The sequence below is a fragment of the Dysgonomonas termitidis genome (assembly GCF_042654545.1).
Taxonomy (GTDB): Bacteria; Bacteroidota; Bacteroidia; order Bacteroidales; family Dysgonomonadaceae; genus Dysgonomonas; species Dysgonomonas termitidis.
Genome location: NZ_JBHSGN010000156.1, coordinates 143243 through 163027 on the forward strand (window position 1 = coordinate 143243; position 19785 = coordinate 163027).

The window sequence follows — 19785 nt, forward strand, 5'->3', positions numbered from 1 at the left end:
ATGAGAAGACAACGCCGGGTCAGCAGATTTGCCAAAGAAGAGGATACCGATCCGCTAAGTGTTATCGTAAACCTTTTCGATGTAGCAATGGTATTTGCTGTTGCTCTCATGGTGGCAATGGTCATGCACATGAATATGACGGAAGTATTTACTCAGGAAGATTATACAATAGTAAAAAATCCGGGCAAAGAAAACATGGAAATTATAACCAAAGAAGGAAATAAAATAAATAAATATACTCCTTCGAAGGAACAGTCGTCCGGCTCTAAGGGACGTAAGGTAGGAATAGCCTACGAGCTGGAAAATGGAGAAATAATTTATGTTCCGGAATAATTACCTTGTTCTCTTTCGAAAAGGGACAGGGGCTAAAGGGCCACCTAGAAAGGTTATTAACGCACTTAGTTATTGCTTGAGTAACGGAAGTACAACTATAGAGGATAAAATCAATATAGATGGCTATTAAAGAGAGATGATTTTATTGAAAAAATCTAGATATGTTCTTTTTACTATCCTTTTCGCACTTTTTTCGGTCATCCTAATAATTTCATCATGAGAATTGACAAATAGCCAATCATGTAAATCAAGTGTTTTAGTGCTTTAAAATACCCTAAAAAGTAATATGCTTCATTCGTTCCCTTTTTTATTATATAACTCTGCCAAATGTGGAGGCAAAAGTCAATATCACGTATTGTCGGGAGAAAGGCATACCTATTACAGGATAACCTATAATGTCCCGTCCTAAAATAGGTTGACACAAAAAACTTATTTATGGATAAAGAATTGAATTCAAGTTATGTAAAGCGTAGTCTAAAAGATTATAGTATGTCTTTCAAACTAGAGGTGGTCAGGGAAGTAGAAACAGGAGAGCTTTCTGCTACAGCGGCCACAAATTACCTGCAGCTGTTGTGGGGCAATTAAGGTAACGTGCACGGCAATCGTAGTTGCAAACACGAAAGTATTCAAGGATATTGAACCGGAAGGATTTTATCCGTTTACTTTAAGTTATGATATTCTGAGTACATATCCTCTTTTATTTAATGAAATAATGGATATGGAACTATCTGCTTCCAGTATTTTTCTCAAATAAGTAATCTGGACATTTAGTGATAATGAATTGGAATTATTACTACATCCCCAAATATTTTCAAGAATATAATCCCTGTCTACAACAGAGTTAAGATGCCGGACCAATATTTTAAGTATATCTGATTGTCTCGCAGATATATTTTGAGAAACACCTGAAAAATTAATATTACAAAGAGAATAATTAAAGGCCGTATTTCCGACTTGATATATTTCTTCCTCACAGTTTGATAATCCATCAAACCGTTCTCTTATCTTAGCTATCAATTCTTCCGGATAAAACGGTTTGGGTATATAGTCATTCCCTTTCAGTCCGAAACCTTTCAGGCGGTCTGACTTTTCCGTCCGGTCCGTCAGAAAGAAGATAATAACTTTTTTGTCGCATTTCCGTATTTTATGAGCAAGTTCAAAACCATCCATTTCAGGCATATTAATATCTAATAATACCAAATCAGGTTTAAGTGATGCAAATAATCCCCAAGCCACCTTCCCATTATTGGCATAAGTTATTTCATATGATTCTTCCTCCAAGAACCGCTTTAGAAACATGGAATTCTTTAAATCATCATCCACCAATAATATTTTTCGTACTCTCATTTTATTATTTTTTGGGTATCTCAATGATAAATTTACTACCGCTTGCCAATGTGCTTTCTAAAGATATTTTTCCTTTGTGGGCAATAACCAATAGTTTAACGTAACTTAGTCCCAATCCTATTCCGGGAATGTTTTTGTTTATAATGTTTGAACTCCGGAAAAACTTATCAAAAACGAAAGGACATTCAGCCAGTGAAATTCCAAAACCATTATCTGAAACTTCTATTATATACTTATTATCTATTGAATGGCCGTCAATCAGAATAGATGTTTCTCCTTCCGAATACTTAACAGCGTTTTCCAATAAATTGCATATAATATTAATTACATGCATTCTATCCGCTGTGATTTCAACATTATCATTGTCAAAACAGGCTGTGATGGTAATTTGTCTATCAACAGGAAGATTTTGTTTTTCAATACATTCTTCTATTAGTCTTTTTATGTTGAAGGTTGATAAATTCAGAGGTATTTCTTCCATATCTCCATACGTTAAATCCCTTAATTTAGAGAAGTAAGAAGACAGATTATCCAACTCGTTTTGCGAACTGTGAATAATATCGTCTTTCATCGTTTTATCCTGCATCATTTTATCATTTTTCATGAAAGAGATACACATTTTCAATGTAGCAACCGGTCTTTTTAACTCGTGAATCATTGTCTTGATAAAATCTTTTCTCAATTCATCAATCCGTTGCTGCTTAATAATTGTCCGTATCTGATATATCAGGCAAAATGCGAGTAATAAAGAAATGAGTATTGAACATAAGAGAGATTTGAGCATCTTTCCAAGTATCGGCGATCCCCCCAATTTATAGGTTATTCGAACCTGCTCTTTCTGCAAAATATTAAAGGGATAAGTAACTTCCATTGTTGGATTCCATATTGAGGTATGGCTTATCTTATGTGGATTCCAGACCATTGAATCTGTAACTTCAGTCTTTATAGATAGAGCTTTGATTCCTTGCGTCAAGAGCAAGGAATCAAAACGCTCTGTATTAAAAGGACATAGTTTGTTTATATGAAATCGTTCCAACGCATCATAGACATCATATTCACGATTAGGGATTTTAATATCAAATCTGTATTTCTCAATGTCTTTACTTACCTCAGATAGAGAATCTATTTGCTGTAATGACATAGAATTATAATGTTCAATCTCTCTTGTATCAATAATATATGTATCAAAAACCCACTCCAATTCGGGATTAAATGTTGAGACATTATTTTGTGTAGCCTCCATTTTCCACCAGGTCATTATCTTAAATCCCTCATCATGTAGTTCTTTTCTTAAATTCCTATCCATCTGACCTACATGAATGGTTTTTTCAAATAACTCTCCTTCATATTGCACCAAAGTATAGGTATACTGATTAAACAACCAATAACCTTGTATCACCACCAATGCCGCCAATGCGATGATTGTCAGCCAGTAGATTATTTTAATTCGTGTTTCCATTCTCTCCGTTATTTAGGTCAAAATTATGAAAATTACTTGTATTGGATAGTGATTATCAGGCAAAACCCTGACAGCGTAATAAATTAATAATAATTCGGTAATGCTTCAATAATAATTATATGAAAATAGGAGAATACCGGTATGTATTTTTGCGAATAAGAAATTTAAAACAAAGAAATATGAAGAATTTGAATGTACTGCTTACTGTATTATTTCTGCAATTATTGGCTTATAACGCTTATGGGCAGCAATCCTCTTGCGGAGAAACAATGGAAGAAAGCTTACAACAAACAGCCGAAATACTGAATAGGCCGGAGTCGAAAGAATTATGGGGTATTTCGCTGAATGCACCCGTTATAATCATCGACCACTTCAACAATAAGATGTTTTTTACGGCCATTGAAAATGGCGTGATGCAAACCGTCAAAGAAGAGCAATGGGATAACAAAGTCCCCTTAGCCAATAGTTTCTTTGAATATGATGGTAAAAAATATATTACCATTATTCATGCAACCCTAATGAATACTCCATGCGAACAGCGGGTAAATTTATTAACTCACGAAATATTCCATTTACATCAAAACAGCTTGGGTATAGAGAATCAATTATCTGCAAACTATCATATGGATGAAGCAGAGGGTAGGGCATTACTTCAAATTGAGATGGGAAATCTTCAAAGGGCATTGGATGGTGACGCTCAAAGCCTATATGATGCGTTATATATTCGGGCCTATCGTCAAAGCCTATATCCAAATAACAATGAGGATTTATATGAATTAAATGAAGGATTGGCAGAATATACCGGAGTGAAGCTATCTACTACCAATATGCGGGAATATGTCAAAAGCCGCTTAAACTATGATATTTCAAAAGGGTATGCGAATGCGTTCGGTTACTTTACAGGCTCCGCTTATGCTGATATATTGGATGAGTTATACCCTGAATGGAAACGTGATAAGGATTTAGGCTATGGTATGATTTATTTGATAAAAAAGACAAGTCCGCAACATGCTTTTGTAATTGATGATGTTTATCTGGAAAAACTACTTGACAAATATAATTATGACAAGATTTTATCTGAAGAAAAAGAGGAACTAAAATCCTTTGGAGATATTGCTCAATTTGAAGAATTACTTAAACCTGGCACAAGAAAATTATTGATTACAAATAGCAAAATTAATTTCACCTATAATCCTCATGACCGGGTAATTACAATAGGTGATGCTGTATTATTACGAAATATGACACTTACAGGGGAATGGGGGCAAATCAACGTTAAAAAAGGCATTGTTCGCCTAAATAATTGGTCTGCATTCTATCTTCTTCCCCCGAAAAGGATAGCAGAAAACATTGTTGAAGGAGACGATTATAAGATTCAAATAAATCAAGGATGGAAAGCTATTGAAAAAGGTGGAATTTACACAATGGTAAAAGAATAAACCAAAGGCTTGTTGCCACCTGCCGATATGGGCAAAGTAAGAGCAGAGTGTAATAAACATCCTGCCTTCGTCACTTATTCAATCATTTGCGTAAATTTGAATAACGTTGGATAATTTTAAGTTTTACCTAAAAACAACCTCAACCCCGATGACAAAACACCCATTATGGGGATAATCAAAGCTAAAGCCGAATGGTACAGCATAGGAACTTTTACTTATCCATACCTTTGAAAAGATAACAGAGCTGGCAACAGAGTATAAGGAATCGTGAGACAATCCGATACTGCCGACTTATAGAATGTGTGATACGACGAATAGGATTCATCTCCCTTTCGAAAAAAACGGAAAATGAATTAATAGATTTGAATTTCTTATCTTTGTATTATGAAGAAAGAACGTTCAATATCCGAATTTAATACTGAACTCAAGCTAAAAGGGTTCAAGGCATTTCAAATTGAAGACGACAGTAATGCCACGCGCACTTACAGTCGTAAAGAATTCTATAAGATTTGTCTTACTACCGGTAAAAGCATCATTCACTATGCCGACAGGAGCTTTGAGCAGGAAGGTACAATTCTGTTTTTTGGCAATCCACATATTCCTTATTCATGGGAAACAATATCAAGAACATATATTGGTTATACTTGTCTTTTCTCTGAAGACTTTTTAAAACAATCCGATCGTTCGGAGAGCTTGCTTCAATCACCATTCTTTAAAATTGACGGAACACCTGTTTTAGAAATATCCGAAGAACAAAGATTGTTCCTCAATACTCTTTTTCAAAAAATGATTGAAGAGCAGGAAAACGATTATACCTTTAAAGATGAACTTATCCGAAACTATATCAGCCTGATTATTCATGAAGCATTGAAATTGCAACCCTCAGAACATTATCATCAGGCAAAAAAAGCAACCGCAAGAATTACCTCCGTATTTCTTGAACTGTTAGAAAGACAATTCCCCATCGAAACCTCCGACCATCCTTTGCAACTGAAAACGGCACAGAATTACGCACGCTATCTCAATGTTCACACCAATTACCTGAATCGGGCAGTGAAGGAAATTACAGGAAAATCAACAACTTCACATATCACCGAACGCATTATTGCCGAAGCAAAAGCCCTCTTGCTGCATACGGATTGGAATATTGCGGAAATCGCTTATGCTCTCGGTTTTGAATATCCTACCTACTTCAACAACTTCTTTAAAAAGCAAACAGGCACTAATCCGAAGTCACTCCGCGAATCAATGGTTTGAATTTCTTAATTATTGGTTTGAATATCGTTAACAGGTAAAGCCGATAAATCCTGAACTTTGTATCAAAAAATACAGAGATGGATAAAGTAGATATTTTTGAACGGCTTAGAGACGGAGAAACTATCTTGTCCGACGATCCTCAGCGATATAAAATGCGAGAAGCTTCATACCGTACTAAAATGTTGCTGACGCAAATGAACAATTCTGCTGATCCGGCAGAAATAAGGAATCTGTTAAGCCTAATTACAGACAGCGGAATTCACGAAAGCGTTGCCGTATTTACCCCTTTGTATATCAATTACGGAAAGCATACCACAATAGGTAAAAATGTATTTATCAATTTCAACTGCACTTTGCTGGACTTGGGCGGCATCACCATCGAAGACAACGTACTGATAGGTCCCAACGTCAGCATATTATCCGAAGGGCATCCCGTTGGGCCGGAAGAACGGCATTCACTCAAACCCAAATCCATTCATATCAAGAATAACGCTTGGATTGGCGCAGGAGCAACCATTCTGCAAGGGGTAATAATCGGAGAAAACGCTATTGTAGCCGCAGGAGCAGTTGTATCTAAAGATGTTCCCGATAATGTGATTGTCGGCGGTATTCCTGCTAAAATCATCAATACAATTTAAACAGAACAATTATGAAAAAGCTTATAATAATAATTTCCTCTTTGATGGTAATAACAGGACTTTCAGCCTGTGATACCGATGAGATAAGAAGTCCCGAACCACTTCAGCAACCGGAGAACACGGGCAACGATAATGAAAACGAAAATCCGCAAGAGAATATGAAAATGAAAATAACGATAGGCTCAACCGCATTTACCGCTACCCTTGAAAGTAATGCAACGGCGACCGCTTTCAAGAAACTGTTACCCATAACAATCACAATGTCCGAGTTAAACAATAATGAAAAGTATTATAGCCTGCCAAACAGCTTACCCACCAATCCTATTAATCCGAAAACGATACAAAACGGCGATTTAATGCTGTACGGCTCGCAAACATTGGTATTGTTCTACAAAAGTTTTTCTACATCGTACAGCTATACCCGATTGGGAAAAGTAGATGATACAACAGGCTTAGCCTCCGCATCAGGTTCGGAAAATATCACCGTAATTTTTGAAATGGAATAAAAAAAGAATCATATATAACAGATAAATAGTTACAGAAAATGAAGAAAATAATACTCATGGCTTTGCTCGTAATAGGAACAATCACAGCAGAAGCAACAAACGGAACAACCGTATTAACCGAAAATAATCAAGCAAACGATAAAAATATGAAAAAGTCAAAATTAATACCTGAATGGGACAAAGTATTTCCCAAAAGCGATAAAGTCGATCATCGCAAAGTAACCTTCCGCAACCGCTACGGTATCACCCTTGCTGCCGATATGTATATACCTAAAAATCCAACCGGAAAATTGGCAGCTATTGCCGTGAGTGGACCTTTCGGCGCAGTAAAAGAACAATCATCGGGACTCTATGCACAGACAATGGCCGAACGTGGTTTCCTGACTATTGCTTTTGACCCCTCATATACAGGTGATAGTGGCGGTGAACCCCGCTATGTAGCTTCACCCGACATTAATACGGAGGATTTCAGTGCTGCCGTCGATTTCCTTTCCACACGTGATGATGTAGACCCTGAACGGATCGGAATCATCGGTATTTGTGGCTGGAGTGGTCTGGCTATCAACGCAGCCGCTATGGACACCCGGATTAAAGCAACTGCCACATCTACCATGTATGATATGAGCCGTGTAAATGCCAATGGTTATTTTGATTCTATGGATGCGGACGCACGTTATAAACTCCGTGAGCAACTGAATACCCAGCGCACAATCGACTCAAAAAACGGCACATATACACTTGCCGGAGGCGTTATTGATCCGTTACCGGACGATGCTCCTTGGTTCGTGAAAGATTACCACAGTTACTACAAAACTGAACGAGGCTATCACGAGCGTTCACTCAATTCGAATGGTGGTTGGAATATAACATCGTCTCTTTCGTTTATCAATATGCCGCAACTTGCCTATGCCGACGAAATCCGCAATGCAGTACTCATTATTCACGGTGAAAAAGCACATTCCCGCTATTTCAGTGAAGATGCTTTCAAAAAGTTAAAAGGCGATAATAAGGAACTGATGATTATTCCCAATGCTACTCATGTGGATTTATATGACCGTATGGATATTATACCATTTGACAAACTGGAATCTTTCTTTAAGGAATATTTGAAATAGAGTGGATATAAACATACGATATATAACGAGAGAATTTTTACGGATTCTCTCGTTTTTATTAATTCATCAACCGATAATCACTTGGCGAACTACCCACAATCTTCTTAAACATCCGGCTGAAATGATGCGGATATTTAAACCCTAATTCATAAGCAATTTCATTTACCGACTTATCCGGGTGGTACAGTTTATCCTTTGCCTTTTCAATAACCTTTATCTGGATATACTCCTGAGCCGATTTACCTGTTTCTTTTTTGATTAAATCCCCGAAATAATTGGCTGACAAATGAAGTTCATCTGCAAAATACTGCACCGAAGGTAAACCGATTGTTTGCGGTTTATCCGATTCAAAGTAACCGTTAAGCAGTTCCTCGAACCGGGACAATACATCTTTATTTATATTTTCACGGGTAATGAATTGGCGGTCATAAAAGCGCAGGCAATGATTAAGAAAAACCTCAATATTCGCCGTAATGATGGCTTTACTGTGTTTATCAACAGAATGACTCAATTCGTCTTTTATTTCCTGAAAACAATTTATGATAATCTGCCGTTCACGTTCCGACATATGCAACGATTCATTCGATTCGTAAGAGAAAAACGAATAATCATTCATTTTCTGTCCGAGCAGTGTACCCCGAAGCAAATCGGGATGAAAACACAACCCCCAGCCCTGCATTTTGAAAGTTTCGCCCGTATCATCTTTTCCGGCCACTTGTCCCGGAGCAATAAACACAAGCGTTCCTTCCTGATAGTCGTATGTATGGCGGCCATAAATCAAATCGCCGCATTTTACATCTTTCAGGAAAATAAAATAGAAACCATATCTTTTACGGATATGATGAAATTCTTTTGTGACTGTGGAAAAGTCGATAGAACTTACCAAAGGGTGCAGCGTTTCTATTCCCAGAAAGGTGTTATAATCGTGTATCGTATCAAAATTCAATATTTCGCTCATAATTTCTGATTTTATGTATAACAAATATATAAAAAGCCGAAAGCGATCAAATTTATTTGAATTGCTGAGGCGCATCCTATATTCTGTAAAAATAAGGCTTCTTGTTTGAAATCTACCATTCCACGCTGTAAATCAGTAATTCACGACAGTACAGGGTTCTAAACATCAAATAATCAAAAAAATGAAAAATTAACCGGATGGTTCAAGTTCTGTTTCACTGTTATTGTCGCCATCAGTAAAATGGTCGCGTATGAATTTTTCTACGTTTTTTTCCGTATAAAATATTTTATGGTGGATGGTTATATAGGTCAGTTCTCCCGCAGAGCGGTAGCGTTGCAGTGTCCGTTTACTTACATTCAGCAGTTGGCACAAGTCCTGATTATCCAAAAGCCGTTCGCCGTTCAATACATTATGCCGTCCGCTCATTATATCCATGAATTTATCCAATCGGTCGAAACGTCCCATGAATTGCTCTAACCATTCTTGCATGAAATCTCTTATATTATCATCTTCCATTATGCTTCGTATCTTATTGATTCACTGCAAAGTTCGGGGGATTTCTGATAGTCGCTAACGAGGTTGGTATGACTTTTTTTGAAAGTTTTTCCCAAATTATTTATTTACAGTGCATTACAAACGCATTTTTCTCTGAAAAGCGACAAGAAAAAAATCGGAAAAGGTCGGTATAATGTGGTTTATAAGCCAAAACACCCGATTTTGACCTAAATTAGCATCAAAATCGGGTGTTTTACAGAAAATACCGACATCGGTATTAGCTACTTTCTTCCCATACGCCGCAATAGAGCGTTTTTTAGTTTATCAAGAAATGGTGTCGGGCTATTTCGTATTTTCAGGTCATCGAAACTTCGCGACAGGTTGCGGTCTAACTGAATGTTGAATACATTTTGAATATAGTCGAATAGTTGTGTGAGTGGTACTTTCCCGAATGTTCCTGCACTATCCCATGAGAAAATTTGTTCCTGCAATTCCGCTTTACTTCCCAGCCATGTTATTTTGCTGGCAGGAAAACCGTTGGTGAAAATTTTAATCCCATTGTCTGTTAGTAGCTCTATTTCATCCATTAAATAAGCGGAAAGCATATCATTCGCTAAAATTTTTGCGACCTTAAAATCGCAGTTGGTGGAAAAATTCTGGTCAAATTCGTGGCGAAATGTTTCCAAATATTGTTCTGCATTTGTTTGACCGCGCAGAAAATAGAGTGAATCCAAATGAGATGAACTTGAACGGTAGTAACGTATAAAATCGAGCCGCTTGCAGTTATACCTGTTTATATCATTTAGTATTTCACTTAGGTATTCCCTTTGTTTGTCACTACCGGTAGGGCGGTTCATTTCAATGTTGTAAACCTTTCGATAGTATATCAAACGGGAACAAAATCTGGGCTTTGCATCTTTAAAAAAGAATATTTCTTCTTCCTCGTCTTTGAATTTGTATGACAGAATAAATGCTTTCAGTTGATTGAATGCTTCGGTAAGGATATAGGAAGCCTCCAAAGACTTTGTAATCATGCTGATTTCCGAGCGTTCTATTTGCTCAATCTTTGCATCTATTTCTTTTTTAGACGGGAAGTAAATTGAAGCATACACTTGTTTTACCTTTTAACTCAAATATTTTTATCTCTATAATTCTGACGGGTTTTTATGTGTCAAATCTTTGGCTTCTTTCACAAAATGAGAAAAATCGGTATAGCCTAATTCCTCATACAAATCATAACCACTTTTAGAACGATAACTTCTTAATGCAACCTTAAAACGTAAGGCTCTAAAGCACTGCTTGGGAGATATCCCTAAAACTTCTCTAAAATATCTGTTAAGTGTGGCAGTTGAAACGCCAACCTGTTTACTTACTACATTCGCTTTATATTCACAATTATTATTAATATAATAAATTGCTTTTGATACGATTTTAAGTTTATGGTCTGCATCAAAGTTTTTCAAGCAATCTAAAATAAATTCTTCCGCAAAACGGACACGTTCATCAAAGGATTTTTTTAGTTTTAATTGATCTATAACCTCCTGCTTAATGTATTTTTGCAGGGGTAAATGGCTATCGACAAGTAACTGAATCTCGCCAGCGAAATAAGAGTAAAACTCCAGGCTTAAATTTTATAGCAAACTCATGCGTTCCGGGAGCATATATTATAGCGATTGCTTCCGTTAAACTGCCAGAAATTCTGTTGCCTGTTGTTTCAATTATACCATATTCACGGTGTACTTTAAATGTTTGGCTACTATCAGATAGAAAAATTGAAACTGATATATTAGCATTAGGCAAAGCCACAAGTGAAAGCGGAGTTATAGAGTTGTTAGGAGTACATATTTCAAAATAATACTCTACAACATCCTTTAATTCAAAGCAGGGATATTTAATCGCTACTTTTTCCTCATCTTCAAATATGACTTTACCCTTTACCATGTTTATTTAGTCAAATGATATAATACCTGAATGCCAAGACCAAATGTCATCATTCGCTCCTTTTTGTTAGTTAGAAGCTGTTGCGTCCAGTCAAGTAGCCCACCGTCAGCAATTTCAATAGTATTGCCGCCAATCACTATTTGCTGTTTTATCCTGAAACCTTGATAATAGTTATTATCATGTTGTGGCTTAACAGCCGCAACTTCAAGACTACTTTTTTCCCGGACATACGATATTGTTTCCGTTATAAGCGGGCTTTGACAGTCATAGCCTTTGCACGGAATAATCTCATAATATATTTTATCCACTCCGAAACTTTTACATATTTCATACGATGTAGTCAGATGTTTTAATAGTTCTTCTTTTTCAAAAGTGAAACTACCAGTATCTCTACCGCATGAAATCAAAGCAAGAACAATAAAATGAGGCGTGAAATTAGGATTATCAAAAACTTGTGTCCTTATTACCCGTGAAATGTTACTGTAATTGTAGGTTTTGTTATCTAATTCTCCTTTTTTCTTTAATGCCGCATAATGTAATGCTATTGCGTTAGTTGGGTCGGCCTGTACTTCCGTATTTCTCAAAGCGGTAAGGACTTTCTTTTGATCTACCGTTGCTATAACACTACTTGTCCCAAGCTGTGCAACAGGGGAAAGTTCTACGGGTTTAAATCCTTTGCTTGCTATTAATTTATAAGTCCGCAATTCATTTTCTTTGTAGTCCAAAACATCTTCTAACGGGGCGGGTTTAACAAGTTTGTTGCTCTCGTATTTCTGTAATAAAGACGAGGGTGTTTCCTGCTGAACACGCCTGTTAAAAACATCCAGTAAAACCGTGTTTAACTCTGACCCACTTAATTCGTCGGCAAGTATTTTGTCTATATCCTGCAAATCCAATTTGCTGATAATATGAGCGCCTATGTCTTTTTTCATTGCTTCCTAATACTATATAAATGTTCGTCAAATATTTTGCCTTCTTTCATTATCGAGGACTTAATAATGGCCTCTTTTTCAAAGCCTACTTTTTCCAAAACTTTCATTGAGCCTATATTGTACTCGCAAATATTCGCATAAACCCGCAACAAATTAAGTTCCTCAAAGGCAAATTTTAAGCATTGCCTTACTACATCGGTCGCATATCCTCTGCCCCAATAAGGCTCTCCAATCCAATATCCTATTTCTGCATTAATACGATATACATCATTTTGCGGAATCAGGCTGCAACAGCCGACGAACGTATCATTGTCATATATACCAAAAACGTGTCCTAATACGCCATTTGCGGCTAATTCAAGATAAGTAACAGCATCTTCAACCGTATAAGGATATGGAAAAGCATCCCGTAGATTTACAGCGATTGCATGATTATTTGCTAATTTTTGTATTTCTTCGGGTGTAGCTGTGTTTACATTCCTTAACTGTATCATTTTAATATATTTATATTTTCTGCAAAGTTACCTCAACCTGATAAATGAATCGGTGTAAAAATGAATCAAATTAACATCAACAAGTCTTATTTATTATATAATCCACCTTTAGAACACCTGAATTGTAGGCCGTGCTTCCTATATATTTCCATGTAGACTCTATGTGATTACTTGGAAATAAAGGGATACCTTTCCCTAAAATTATAGGAAAATAACATATCTGTATTTCATCAATTAATTTAGCAGTAAGTAGTGCCGAAGTCAATTCACCACCTCCGACTAACCAAATGTCTTTCCCTTCCTGATTACGTAGTTCGGAAATCGTCTCAATAATATTTTCTGTGATGAAATGCATATTTTCCTTTGCTTCCCATTTGTGGTGGGAAATAACATAAGCTATTTGTTCTGAATACGGCCAAATTACATCCATATTCAATATTTCTCGATAAGTACGTCCGCCCATAATAACGGTATCGATCGATGCTAATAGCTCTTTGTAGCCATAATCTGTCTTTTCGGAATTTGGAAATCCAGTAAGCCATTCTAATCCGCCATCCGGCTCTGCAATACGTTGATCGAGCGATGCAGCAATGTAAAGGATAATCTTTTTCATGTTTCAAAAATTTAATTGTTCATACCATTGCTCGCTGTACCTCAAAAAAGAAGCGTGGACACGCATTGTTCCATTGCGAGGCACTGGTATGCCCTTAGAAGAAACAAGCAGCCCACGCTATACGTTTGTATAGCATGAACATGCGCTTTGTCTCTTCTAATTGAAAGTTACCAGTTTTCGCAATGAGACGTTCAGCGAACGTTATGTTATATCTAAACGGAAATTCATCCGTTAAAATTCTAAATTCTGATGCAAAGATAGTGATTCCAGTCAAATTATTGCTGGAATTGATCCTGAACTATTTGTGGTTACAGATTTTTAATAGGAAAGTTTTGACAAATAAGATACAATATATCCGGTAGTTTTCGTACCTTTGTATCCATTAAGTCGCTCTTAATGTATTGTTGAAAACGAAGCTAATCAGCGAATAATGATAGCTGGTTTCTAAATCGTTACCTATCGGCAACGTCAACTTTGTAACACACTGAAATACACTTGATTAAGGGACTCTCTGTATCTTGCTATATGGAAGCTCAATTCTTTATCAATTCCGCATAAAGAACCGATTTCCTTCAAATACGCATTTACCTTTTGATTACTTGGAACCGGAAGTACACGATCATCCGATAATGCTCCCTCATATTTATCCAGTATCCTTTGAGGAATATCAAGTAAAGGAATAGTAAAAGACACTCCTGTTTTCTCTCTTTTTCCTATTAGCCAGAGTTTGTCATCAAATGATATACGAATATTTTCTTTTCGCAAATTTTTCACATCGATGTAAGCCAATCCGCAAAAACAGGAGAAAATAAAAATGTCCCGAATCTGATCCAGGCGCTTTATCGTTATCTTCTTGTTGATGATAGATTCTATTTCGTTTTGTGTTAAATAACCTCGGTCGACTTTCTTAATCCGGATCTTATAATTTATAAATGGGTCACTCTTTAACCAGCCATTATTCTTGGCTATAATAACAATCCGTTTGAAAAACTGCATAAATTTGGCTGTTGTATTCGGATTACAACCAGCTGTGGTCAAGAGGTAAACTTCAAAATCAGTTATAAAAATAAAGTCGATTTCTTTTAAGGCAACATCCGATCGATTGTATTTTTCTTTGATGAAAGAAGTTAGATGTTTTCTGGTAACTTCGTACTTTTGGTAAGTAGCCTTACTTTTATTTATGCCGATCAGTTTCTCAACATCTTCATTATGCTTCCTAAAAAGATCAAGCAGCATCTGTTGTTGGATCTCAACACCAAAGAAGATGTTTTTAATACGTTCAGGACTGACAGAAACTTCTCTTTCAAGTAGTTCTCTGTAAATCTTAGTCATCGTTGCTTTGATACTATCAAGCACTGAGTTTGAGTTAATGACTTCCTGTGTTTTCCCGACAAGCTTACTTGCCGTTACATTCCATAATTTAGGATCAACATCAACCTTTGTTCCAAACTGGATCGATTTTCCATTCACGGTAATTCGTCCCATAACCGGCATCTTACCGTTTGCCTTTAATCCATTCTTTTTTCCATAAAAAAGGATACTGAATGTGGTCTTTTTCATAACTCAAAATTTAATTTAAAAAATACATTCAACAATCAAATAATGAGATAAATACAGACTTCCAAAAATGGACTTCAAACTGCCCAAATCAGACAAATCGTAACCTGTTTTGATTTTCTGACAATAGGTTACGAATAGGTTACGCAGCTATGTCAAAAAATGGCTTTTTTATGGCTTCTATATGAAATGGGGATAAACGAAAAAGTCCCACAAATCACTGATTTGTAGGACTTTCCTTGCTTTTGACTTCTTTTGTCTTAGCCTTTCCGCGGAGAGAGAGGGATTCGAACCCCCGGAACCTCGCAGTTCAACGGTTTTCAAGACCGCCGCAATCGACCACTCTGCCATCTCTCCAGTGTTTATCCTAACACTGTGCTTTTCCTAAAAAGCGATGCAAAGATATGTACTTTTTTCTAATTCCAAAATAAATATCAGCCTTTTTTGCGATAAATCTGCATCATTAAAAGAAATGCTTGTTGAGGAAATCCATGAATTTTACCTTATATGATTCGGACACAGGAATATATTCCTTTCCGAACACAACACAGTTTCTTTCTATCGTTTTTATCTTATCCAGATTAACAATGAAAGAGCGATGCACCCGCATAAACTGCTTTTCGGGAAGCTTCTCCTCCAGTGATTGCATACTCATCAACGAACTAACCGGCTCCTTCTGATTTTCCAGATGGAACTTTACATAATCCTTCTGATTTTCTATATAGAGAATATCATCAAATTCTATTTTTTCCATCCTGTAGCCCGATTTCACGAATATACTCGTCGCAGTGGATGTAGAACTATCATTTGACGAAGCGGCTGTCAACTTAAACCATTCCAATGCTTTATTCGCTGCCTGAAGAAACTCTGTATAATTAATTGGTTTCAATAGATAGTCCAGTGCATTTAGCCGGAAACCGTCCACAGCATACTGGTCATACGCAGTTGTAAATATAATCTTTGTAGTAGGAGGGAGGGTCTTGGAAAATTCCAGTCCTGTTATCTGAGGCATGTTTATATCCAAAAACAATACATCCACATTCCCATTGCTTATGGTATCCATAGCAGACAAAGCATTGTTGAAAGTCCCGGTCAATTCTAAAAAAGGAGTTTTAACAACGTATGTCTTCAACAAATCTATTGCTAGAGGCTCATCGTCTATTATTACACATCTCAGTTTCATAACACATTATTTTCTTTTCCAAAATCGATCCTTAATAAAGTAAAGAAACTATTTGTCCGTCTCTCTGCGATAAATTCATGCCTGTTAGGATATAAAAGATCGAGCCTTTTGGACAGGTTAGTTAAACCAATACCGGAATTATGCTCTTCCATATTCATTTTTTCTTCTCTTTCCACAAGGCTGTTCTCCACCGTGCAAAGCACTCCTTTTCCCGGATCTACCAAAATACTAACATCGATAAAACTTTCTTCACCATTATTTATCCCATGTTTAAAAGCATTCTCTATCAGGGTGATAAACATTAATGACGCAATCATATCATGGCTGCTTTTGCCGTCTATCAGCACATTCAGTTTCACGTTAGCACTAAGACGGAGCTTCATTAAATCAATATAATTCTGAGTAAACGTCAATTCCTTATCCAAAGGAACAAATTTCTCATCATTATCGTACATCACATATCGTAAAAGATTACTGAGCCTATGGACGGCATCCTGTGCCCTGTTCTGATCGATGGCGATCAGTGAATATATATTATTCAGTGTATTAAAAAGAAAGTGAGGATTAAGCTGGCTTCTCAAGTTACGCAAATCGGCCTCTAACTGAACACTTTTCGACTTCTCAAAATTAATAGAATCCCGATACCAGCGAATAGTTGTTTTTATTGCCACAGCGAGCCCTATCACAAAAATAATGGATACATAATCGAATACGAAACGCATCAGAATTGGTGGTCCACCATGTTTGCCTTCCGGGAATCGGCCCATATGGAGAGGTCTCTTCTGCATGCCTTGTTCCATACTCTCTATTACCTGCGGATCAGGTCGCATGGATTCTGATATAAAAGTCTGAAGAATTACCAGAACGATTATAAGTGCTATATTTGTAATAACGTAAAGAGCGAACTTCCTAGTGAACAAGTACTTTTCTATCAAATAAGAATAGTTTGCATAAAACAATATGGCAAATATCCCCATGCGGATAACATAATTATAATAAGGTTTATAATCGAATGTCCCTTCACGCGAAATCAAATACATCGGAACCAGCAATGCAATCGTCCATATAATGATGTGTGGAAATATTTTTATAAAGTTTTTCATGTTTATATCATTTTAAAATACAATAAGTTAACTTTAGACACCTTAAGATCGAATTCACATTTGTTAACCGTTTTTCGTTAAAAAGTAACAAACGTAACGTTTTTTTCAGTTATCAGTGAACAGTCATCAGTTAACAACTTTATATCTCGTATCTCATATAACTTTCAACTTACTGCTTGTTAAAAAGTAACAAAGGTAACACATTATTCATATTTTGTTACTGTTACTTTTTCCGAAAACCAATAACGAAATCAAATATCTCTGTACTTATAGCACAAACGTATAGATAAACAATTCTAGAGATAATTCACCCTTATTCATATCTCAGAGCTTCGATCGGATCAAGGTATGATGCTTTTTTTGCAGGATACCAGCCGAAGAAAATTCCCGTTGCAGTACACACAATGAAAGACAATACAATAGTATATACCTGGATGCTGATAGGCCATGCCAGCAGATAATTTACCATAAAAGCACTGCTGACGCCGAGTATCACACCGATAACCCCTCCTGTTACGCTCAGCAGGATAGCTTCGATCAGGAACTGCATCAATATATCCACACCTTTGGCTCCGATAGACATACGCAGCCCGATTTCACGGGTACGTTCAGTTACAGATACATACATGATATTCATAATGCCTATACCACCGACCAACAGCGATATACCGGCAATGCATGCCAGAAGGATTGTCATCATATCCGTTGTGGAACTCATCATGGAAATCAGCTCTTTCTGTGAACGTACATTGAAATCAACTTCATCATTCGCACCTATTTTATGACGCTGCCGTAAAATGTTTTCTATACTTGTTATAGCATTCTCTGTCACATCCTCTGTTACGGCAGAGGCCGATATGGACTGAATGTAAGTAATGGCCAGAATACGCTTCTGAACTGTCGTATAAGGGGCGATTATCAGGTCGTCCTGATCCATCCCCATCGTATTATCACCTTTGGAGGTAAGTACACCTATTACCTTAAAAGGTATTTTGTTGAAACGGATCGTCTGCCCAACAGGGTCTTCACCGTTTGTAAACAAATTATCTACAACAGTCTGTCCTATTACGCAAACTTTTGCAGAAGTCTTAACATCTCCTTCACTAAACATTTCGCCCTGGGCAATAGTATATTTGCGGATATCGAGATAGGACGGGTTTACACCATAAATGGAAGTAGGAGAGTTGTTAGCCCCGTAAATCACCTGTCCCGAAGACTGTACTTCGGGCGATGCTGCCGAAATATATTCGGCCTGTTCCACAATAGCCTCATAATCTTCGAGTTTCAGTGTCTGCATACTCGATGCGCTCTGTCGTACTCCGCCAAACTGACCTGTTCCGGGACGGATATTTATCATATTCGAACCCATCGTGGATATCTGATCCTGTATACTCTTCTTCGAGCCTTGTCCTATTGCAAGCATGGTAATAACGGCCGCTACACCGATTATAATACCAAGCATGGTAAGGAATCCCCTGAACTTATTACCGCTCAGCGCCCGGAGAGCTATTCTGAATAGATTTACTAGATTCATAACTTTAATATGCCAATTTTTAATATACTAATGTGCCAATATTTTTTAACGAAAAGTGAAGGACGAAAAACGAAAAATATTTTTCACTTTCAAATTGGCACATTGGCGTATTATCTCATTATTTCATTAATTATCTTCTTTCGGCAGTTTTGCTAAAAACTCCTTTGCCAACTGAATATTTTCATTATACTTATCCTCCTTGATACTACCATCGCGAATAACAATATTGCGACTGCTGAATGCCGAGATTTCAGGATTGTGTGTTACAAATATGATTGTACGTCCCTCTTCGTCATGCATACGTTGCAGTACGGAAAGAATTTCGAAAGATGTACGGGTATCGAGGTTTCCGGTAGCTTCATCAGCCAGTATTATTACGGGTTCATTTACCAGTGCCCGGGCAATAGCCACACGTTGCATCTGACCTCCCGACATCTGATTGGACTTATGGTTCAGCCTGTCACCCAATCCGACTTCTTCCAAGGCCTTTATAGCACGCTGGTGGCGTTCCTTTGCCGAAACATCGGGGTTGTACATAAGGGGTAATTCCACATTTTCCACAGCTGTAGTCTTCGCCAGCAGATTATAAGACTGGAATATAAATCCTATCTTACGGTTGCGTAGTGTAGCCCTGTCATTCTTTCCCATTTTGCGGACAGAAATACCGTCAAGGTAATATTCTCCCTCTGTGGGTGTATCCAGACAACCCAATATATTTAACAAGGTAGATTTTCCGGAACCGCTGGTACCCATGATGGTCACAAATTCGCCCTCCTGTATGCTGAAGCTGATGCCCCGCAAGGCATGAACCGTTTCATCGCCTACAACATAGTCGCGTTTCAGATTTTCTACTCTTATAATTTCCTTATTCTGATTCATTA

General features: G+C 37.1%; 21 protein-coding genes and 1 tRNA gene. 6 read left to right on the top strand and 16 right to left on the bottom strand.

All coding sequences use genetic code 11. The features are described 5' to 3' along the window. Positions 1-333 carry a DUF2149 domain-containing protein gene (locus ACFO6W_RS24105; RefSeq protein WP_380001333.1) on the top strand — a complete coding sequence of 111 codons (333 nt, stop codon included), beginning with the start codon at positions 1-3 and terminating at the stop codon, positions 331-333. A gap of 669 nt (positions 334-1002) precedes the next feature. On the opposite strand, the gene ACFO6W_RS24110 is transcribed toward ACFO6W_RS24105, so the two are convergent. Continuing rightward, entirely contained in the window at positions 1003-1680 is a 678-nt protein-coding gene (locus ACFO6W_RS24110; protein WP_380001335.1) for a response regulator transcription factor, read from the bottom strand. Positions 1681-1684: 4 nt separating this feature from the next. Continuing rightward, positions 1685-3139: a sensor histidine kinase gene (locus ACFO6W_RS24115; protein ID WP_380001337.1), complete on the bottom strand. Its 1455-nt coding sequence runs from the start codon at positions 3137-3139 to the stop codon at positions 1685-1687. Between the two features lie 119 nt (positions 3140-3258). Here ACFO6W_RS24115 and ACFO6W_RS24120 point away from each other — a divergent pair, with 119 nt between their 5' ends. The 5 genes from ACFO6W_RS24120 to ACFO6W_RS24140 all read left to right on the top strand — a co-directional run bounded on the left by ACFO6W_RS24120 (position 3259) and on the right by ACFO6W_RS24140 (position 8094). Next, a complete protein-coding gene (locus tag ACFO6W_RS24120) occupies positions 3259-4578 on the top strand; it encodes a hypothetical protein (protein WP_380001339.1) in 1320 nt (439 codons plus the stop codon). Between the two features lie 384 nt (positions 4579-4962). Further along, entirely contained in the window at positions 4963-5835 is an 873-nt protein-coding gene (locus ACFO6W_RS24125; RefSeq protein WP_380001341.1) for a helix-turn-helix domain-containing protein, read from the top strand. A 77-nt stretch (positions 5836-5912) separates the two neighbouring features. Next, positions 5913-6473, top strand: a complete 561-nt coding sequence (locus ACFO6W_RS24130; RefSeq protein ID WP_380001343.1) for a sugar O-acetyltransferase — start codon at positions 5913-5915, stop codon at positions 6471-6473. 11 nt (positions 6474-6484) lie between these two features. After that, positions 6485-6979: a cyclophilin-like fold protein gene (locus ACFO6W_RS24135; RefSeq protein WP_380001345.1), complete on the top strand. Its 495-nt coding sequence runs from the start codon at positions 6485-6487 to the stop codon at positions 6977-6979. A 146-nt stretch (positions 6980-7125) separates the two neighbouring features. Next, entirely contained in the window at positions 7126-8094 is a 969-nt protein-coding gene (locus ACFO6W_RS24140; RefSeq protein WP_380001421.1) for an alpha/beta hydrolase, read from the top strand. A gap of 58 nt (positions 8095-8152) precedes the next feature. Here the strand turns inward: ACFO6W_RS24140 and ACFO6W_RS24145 are convergent, their stop codons facing one another. From ACFO6W_RS24145 to ACFO6W_RS24210, 14 genes are all read right to left on the bottom strand, one after another. Further along, positions 8153-9052: a helix-turn-helix domain-containing protein gene (locus ACFO6W_RS24145; RefSeq protein ID WP_380001347.1), complete on the bottom strand. Its 900-nt coding sequence runs from the start codon at positions 9050-9052 to the stop codon at positions 8153-8155. Positions 9053-9241: 189 nt separating this feature from the next. Continuing rightward, entirely contained in the window at positions 9242-9568 is a 327-nt protein-coding gene (locus ACFO6W_RS24150) for a helix-turn-helix domain-containing protein (protein ID WP_380001349.1), read from the bottom strand. A gap of 260 nt (positions 9569-9828) precedes the next feature. After that, positions 9829-10659 carry an RteC domain-containing protein gene (locus tag ACFO6W_RS24155; protein WP_380001351.1) on the bottom strand — a complete coding sequence of 277 codons (831 nt, stop codon included), beginning with the start codon at positions 10657-10659 and terminating at the stop codon, positions 9829-9831. Positions 10660-10692: 33 nt separating this feature from the next. Further along, the gene (locus ACFO6W_RS24160) at positions 10693-11010 is read right to left on the bottom strand and encodes a helix-turn-helix domain-containing protein (protein ID WP_380001353.1); all 318 of its coding nucleotides are present in this window, start codon (positions 11008-11010) and stop codon (positions 10693-10695) included. Positions 11011-11119: 109 nt separating this feature from the next. After that, a complete protein-coding gene (locus tag ACFO6W_RS24165) occupies positions 11120-11488 on the bottom strand; it encodes a hypothetical protein (protein WP_380001355.1) in 369 nt (122 codons plus the stop codon). A 2-nt stretch (positions 11489-11490) separates the two neighbouring features. Beyond that, on the bottom strand, positions 11491-12420 hold the full coding sequence (locus tag ACFO6W_RS24170) for a hypothetical protein (RefSeq protein ID WP_380001357.1): 930 nt from the start codon (positions 12418-12420) through the stop codon (positions 11491-11493). Then, entirely contained in the window at positions 12417-12914 is a 498-nt protein-coding gene (locus tag ACFO6W_RS24175) for a GNAT family N-acetyltransferase (protein WP_380001359.1), read from the bottom strand. Before ACFO6W_RS24175 ends, ACFO6W_RS24170 begins: the two co-directional genes overlap by 4 nt. A gap of 76 nt (positions 12915-12990) precedes the next feature. After that, positions 12991-13527, bottom strand: a complete 537-nt coding sequence (locus ACFO6W_RS24180) for a dihydrofolate reductase family protein (RefSeq protein ID WP_380001361.1) — start codon at positions 13525-13527, stop codon at positions 12991-12993. Positions 13528-13995: 468 nt separating this feature from the next. Beyond that, the gene (locus ACFO6W_RS24185; RefSeq protein ID WP_380001363.1) at positions 13996-15087 is read right to left on the bottom strand and encodes a site-specific integrase; all 1092 of its coding nucleotides are present in this window, start codon (positions 15085-15087) and stop codon (positions 13996-13998) included. A 269-nt stretch (positions 15088-15356) separates the two neighbouring features. Continuing rightward, positions 15357-15441, bottom strand: a tRNA-Ser gene (locus ACFO6W_RS24190). A gap of 106 nt (positions 15442-15547) precedes the next feature. Beyond that, positions 15548-16267 (bottom strand): LytR/AlgR family response regulator transcription factor, encoded by a 720-nt coding sequence (locus ACFO6W_RS24195; RefSeq protein ID WP_380001365.1) that lies wholly within the window; start codon positions 16265-16267, stop codon positions 15548-15550. Next, entirely contained in the window at positions 16264-17370 is a 1107-nt protein-coding gene (locus ACFO6W_RS24200; protein WP_380001367.1) for a sensor histidine kinase, read from the bottom strand. The genes ACFO6W_RS24195 and ACFO6W_RS24200 overlap by 4 nt, the downstream gene beginning before the upstream one ends. Positions 17371-17683: 313 nt before the next feature. Beyond that, a complete protein-coding gene (locus tag ACFO6W_RS24205) occupies positions 17684-18904 on the bottom strand; it encodes an ABC transporter permease (protein ID WP_380001369.1) in 1221 nt (406 codons plus the stop codon). A 126-nt stretch (positions 18905-19030) separates the two neighbouring features. Next, a complete protein-coding gene (locus ACFO6W_RS24210; RefSeq protein ID WP_380001371.1) occupies positions 19031-19783 on the bottom strand; it encodes an ABC transporter ATP-binding protein in 753 nt (250 codons plus the stop codon). Positions 19784-19785 lie beyond the last annotated feature (2 nt).

Coding starts and splice junctions, on each gene's coding strand:
- ACFO6W_RS24105 (WP_380001333.1), top strand. CDS start 1: ATGAGAAGACAACGCCGGGTCAGCAGATTTGCCAAAGAAGAGGATACC.
- ACFO6W_RS24110 (WP_380001335.1), bottom strand. CDS start 1,680: ATGAGAGTACGAAAAATATTATTGGTGGATGATGATTTAAAGAATTCC.
- ACFO6W_RS24115 (WP_380001337.1), bottom strand. CDS start 3,139: ATGGAAACACGAATTAAAATAATCTACTGGCTGACAATCATCGCATTG.
- ACFO6W_RS24120 (WP_380001339.1), top strand. CDS start 3,259: ATGAAAATAGGAGAATACCGGTATGTATTTTTGCGAATAAGAAATTTA.
- ACFO6W_RS24125 (WP_380001341.1), top strand. CDS start 4,963: ATGAAGAAAGAACGTTCAATATCCGAATTTAATACTGAACTCAAGCTA.
- ACFO6W_RS24130 (WP_380001343.1), top strand. CDS start 5,913: ATGGATAAAGTAGATATTTTTGAACGGCTTAGAGACGGAGAAACTATC.
- ACFO6W_RS24135 (WP_380001345.1), top strand. CDS start 6,485: ATGAAAAAGCTTATAATAATAATTTCCTCTTTGATGGTAATAACAGGA.
- ACFO6W_RS24140 (WP_380001421.1), top strand. CDS start 7,126: ATGAAAAAGTCAAAATTAATACCTGAATGGGACAAAGTATTTCCCAAA.
- ACFO6W_RS24145 (WP_380001347.1), bottom strand. CDS start 9,052: ATGAGCGAAATATTGAATTTTGATACGATACACGATTATAACACCTTT.
- ACFO6W_RS24150 (WP_380001349.1), bottom strand. CDS start 9,568: ATGGAAGATGATAATATAAGAGATTTCATGCAAGAATGGTTAGAGCAA.
- ACFO6W_RS24165 (WP_380001355.1), bottom strand. CDS start 11,488: ATGGTAAAGGGTAAAGTCATATTTGAAGATGAGGAAAAAGTAGCGATT.
- ACFO6W_RS24170 (WP_380001357.1), bottom strand. CDS start 12,420: ATGAAAAAAGACATAGGCGCTCATATTATCAGCAAATTGGATTTGCAG.
- ACFO6W_RS24175 (WP_380001359.1), bottom strand. CDS start 12,914: ATGATACAGTTAAGGAATGTAAACACAGCTACACCCGAAGAAATACAA.
- ACFO6W_RS24180 (WP_380001361.1), bottom strand. CDS start 13,527: ATGAAAAAGATTATCCTTTACATTGCTGCATCGCTCGATCAACGTATT.
- ACFO6W_RS24185 (WP_380001363.1), bottom strand. CDS start 15,087: ATGAAAAAGACCACATTCAGTATCCTTTTTTATGGAAAAAAGAATGGA.
- ACFO6W_RS24195 (WP_380001365.1), bottom strand. CDS start 16,267: ATGAAACTGAGATGTGTAATAATAGACGATGAGCCTCTAGCAATAGAT.
- ACFO6W_RS24200 (WP_380001367.1), bottom strand. CDS start 17,370: ATGAAAAACTTTATAAAAATATTTCCACACATCATTATATGGACGATT.
- ACFO6W_RS24205 (WP_380001369.1), bottom strand. CDS start 18,904: ATGAATCTAGTAAATCTATTCAGAATAGCTCTCCGGGCGCTGAGCGGT.
- ACFO6W_RS24210 (WP_380001371.1), bottom strand. CDS start 19,783: ATGAATCAGAATAAGGAAATTATAAGAGTAGAAAATCTGAAACGCGAC.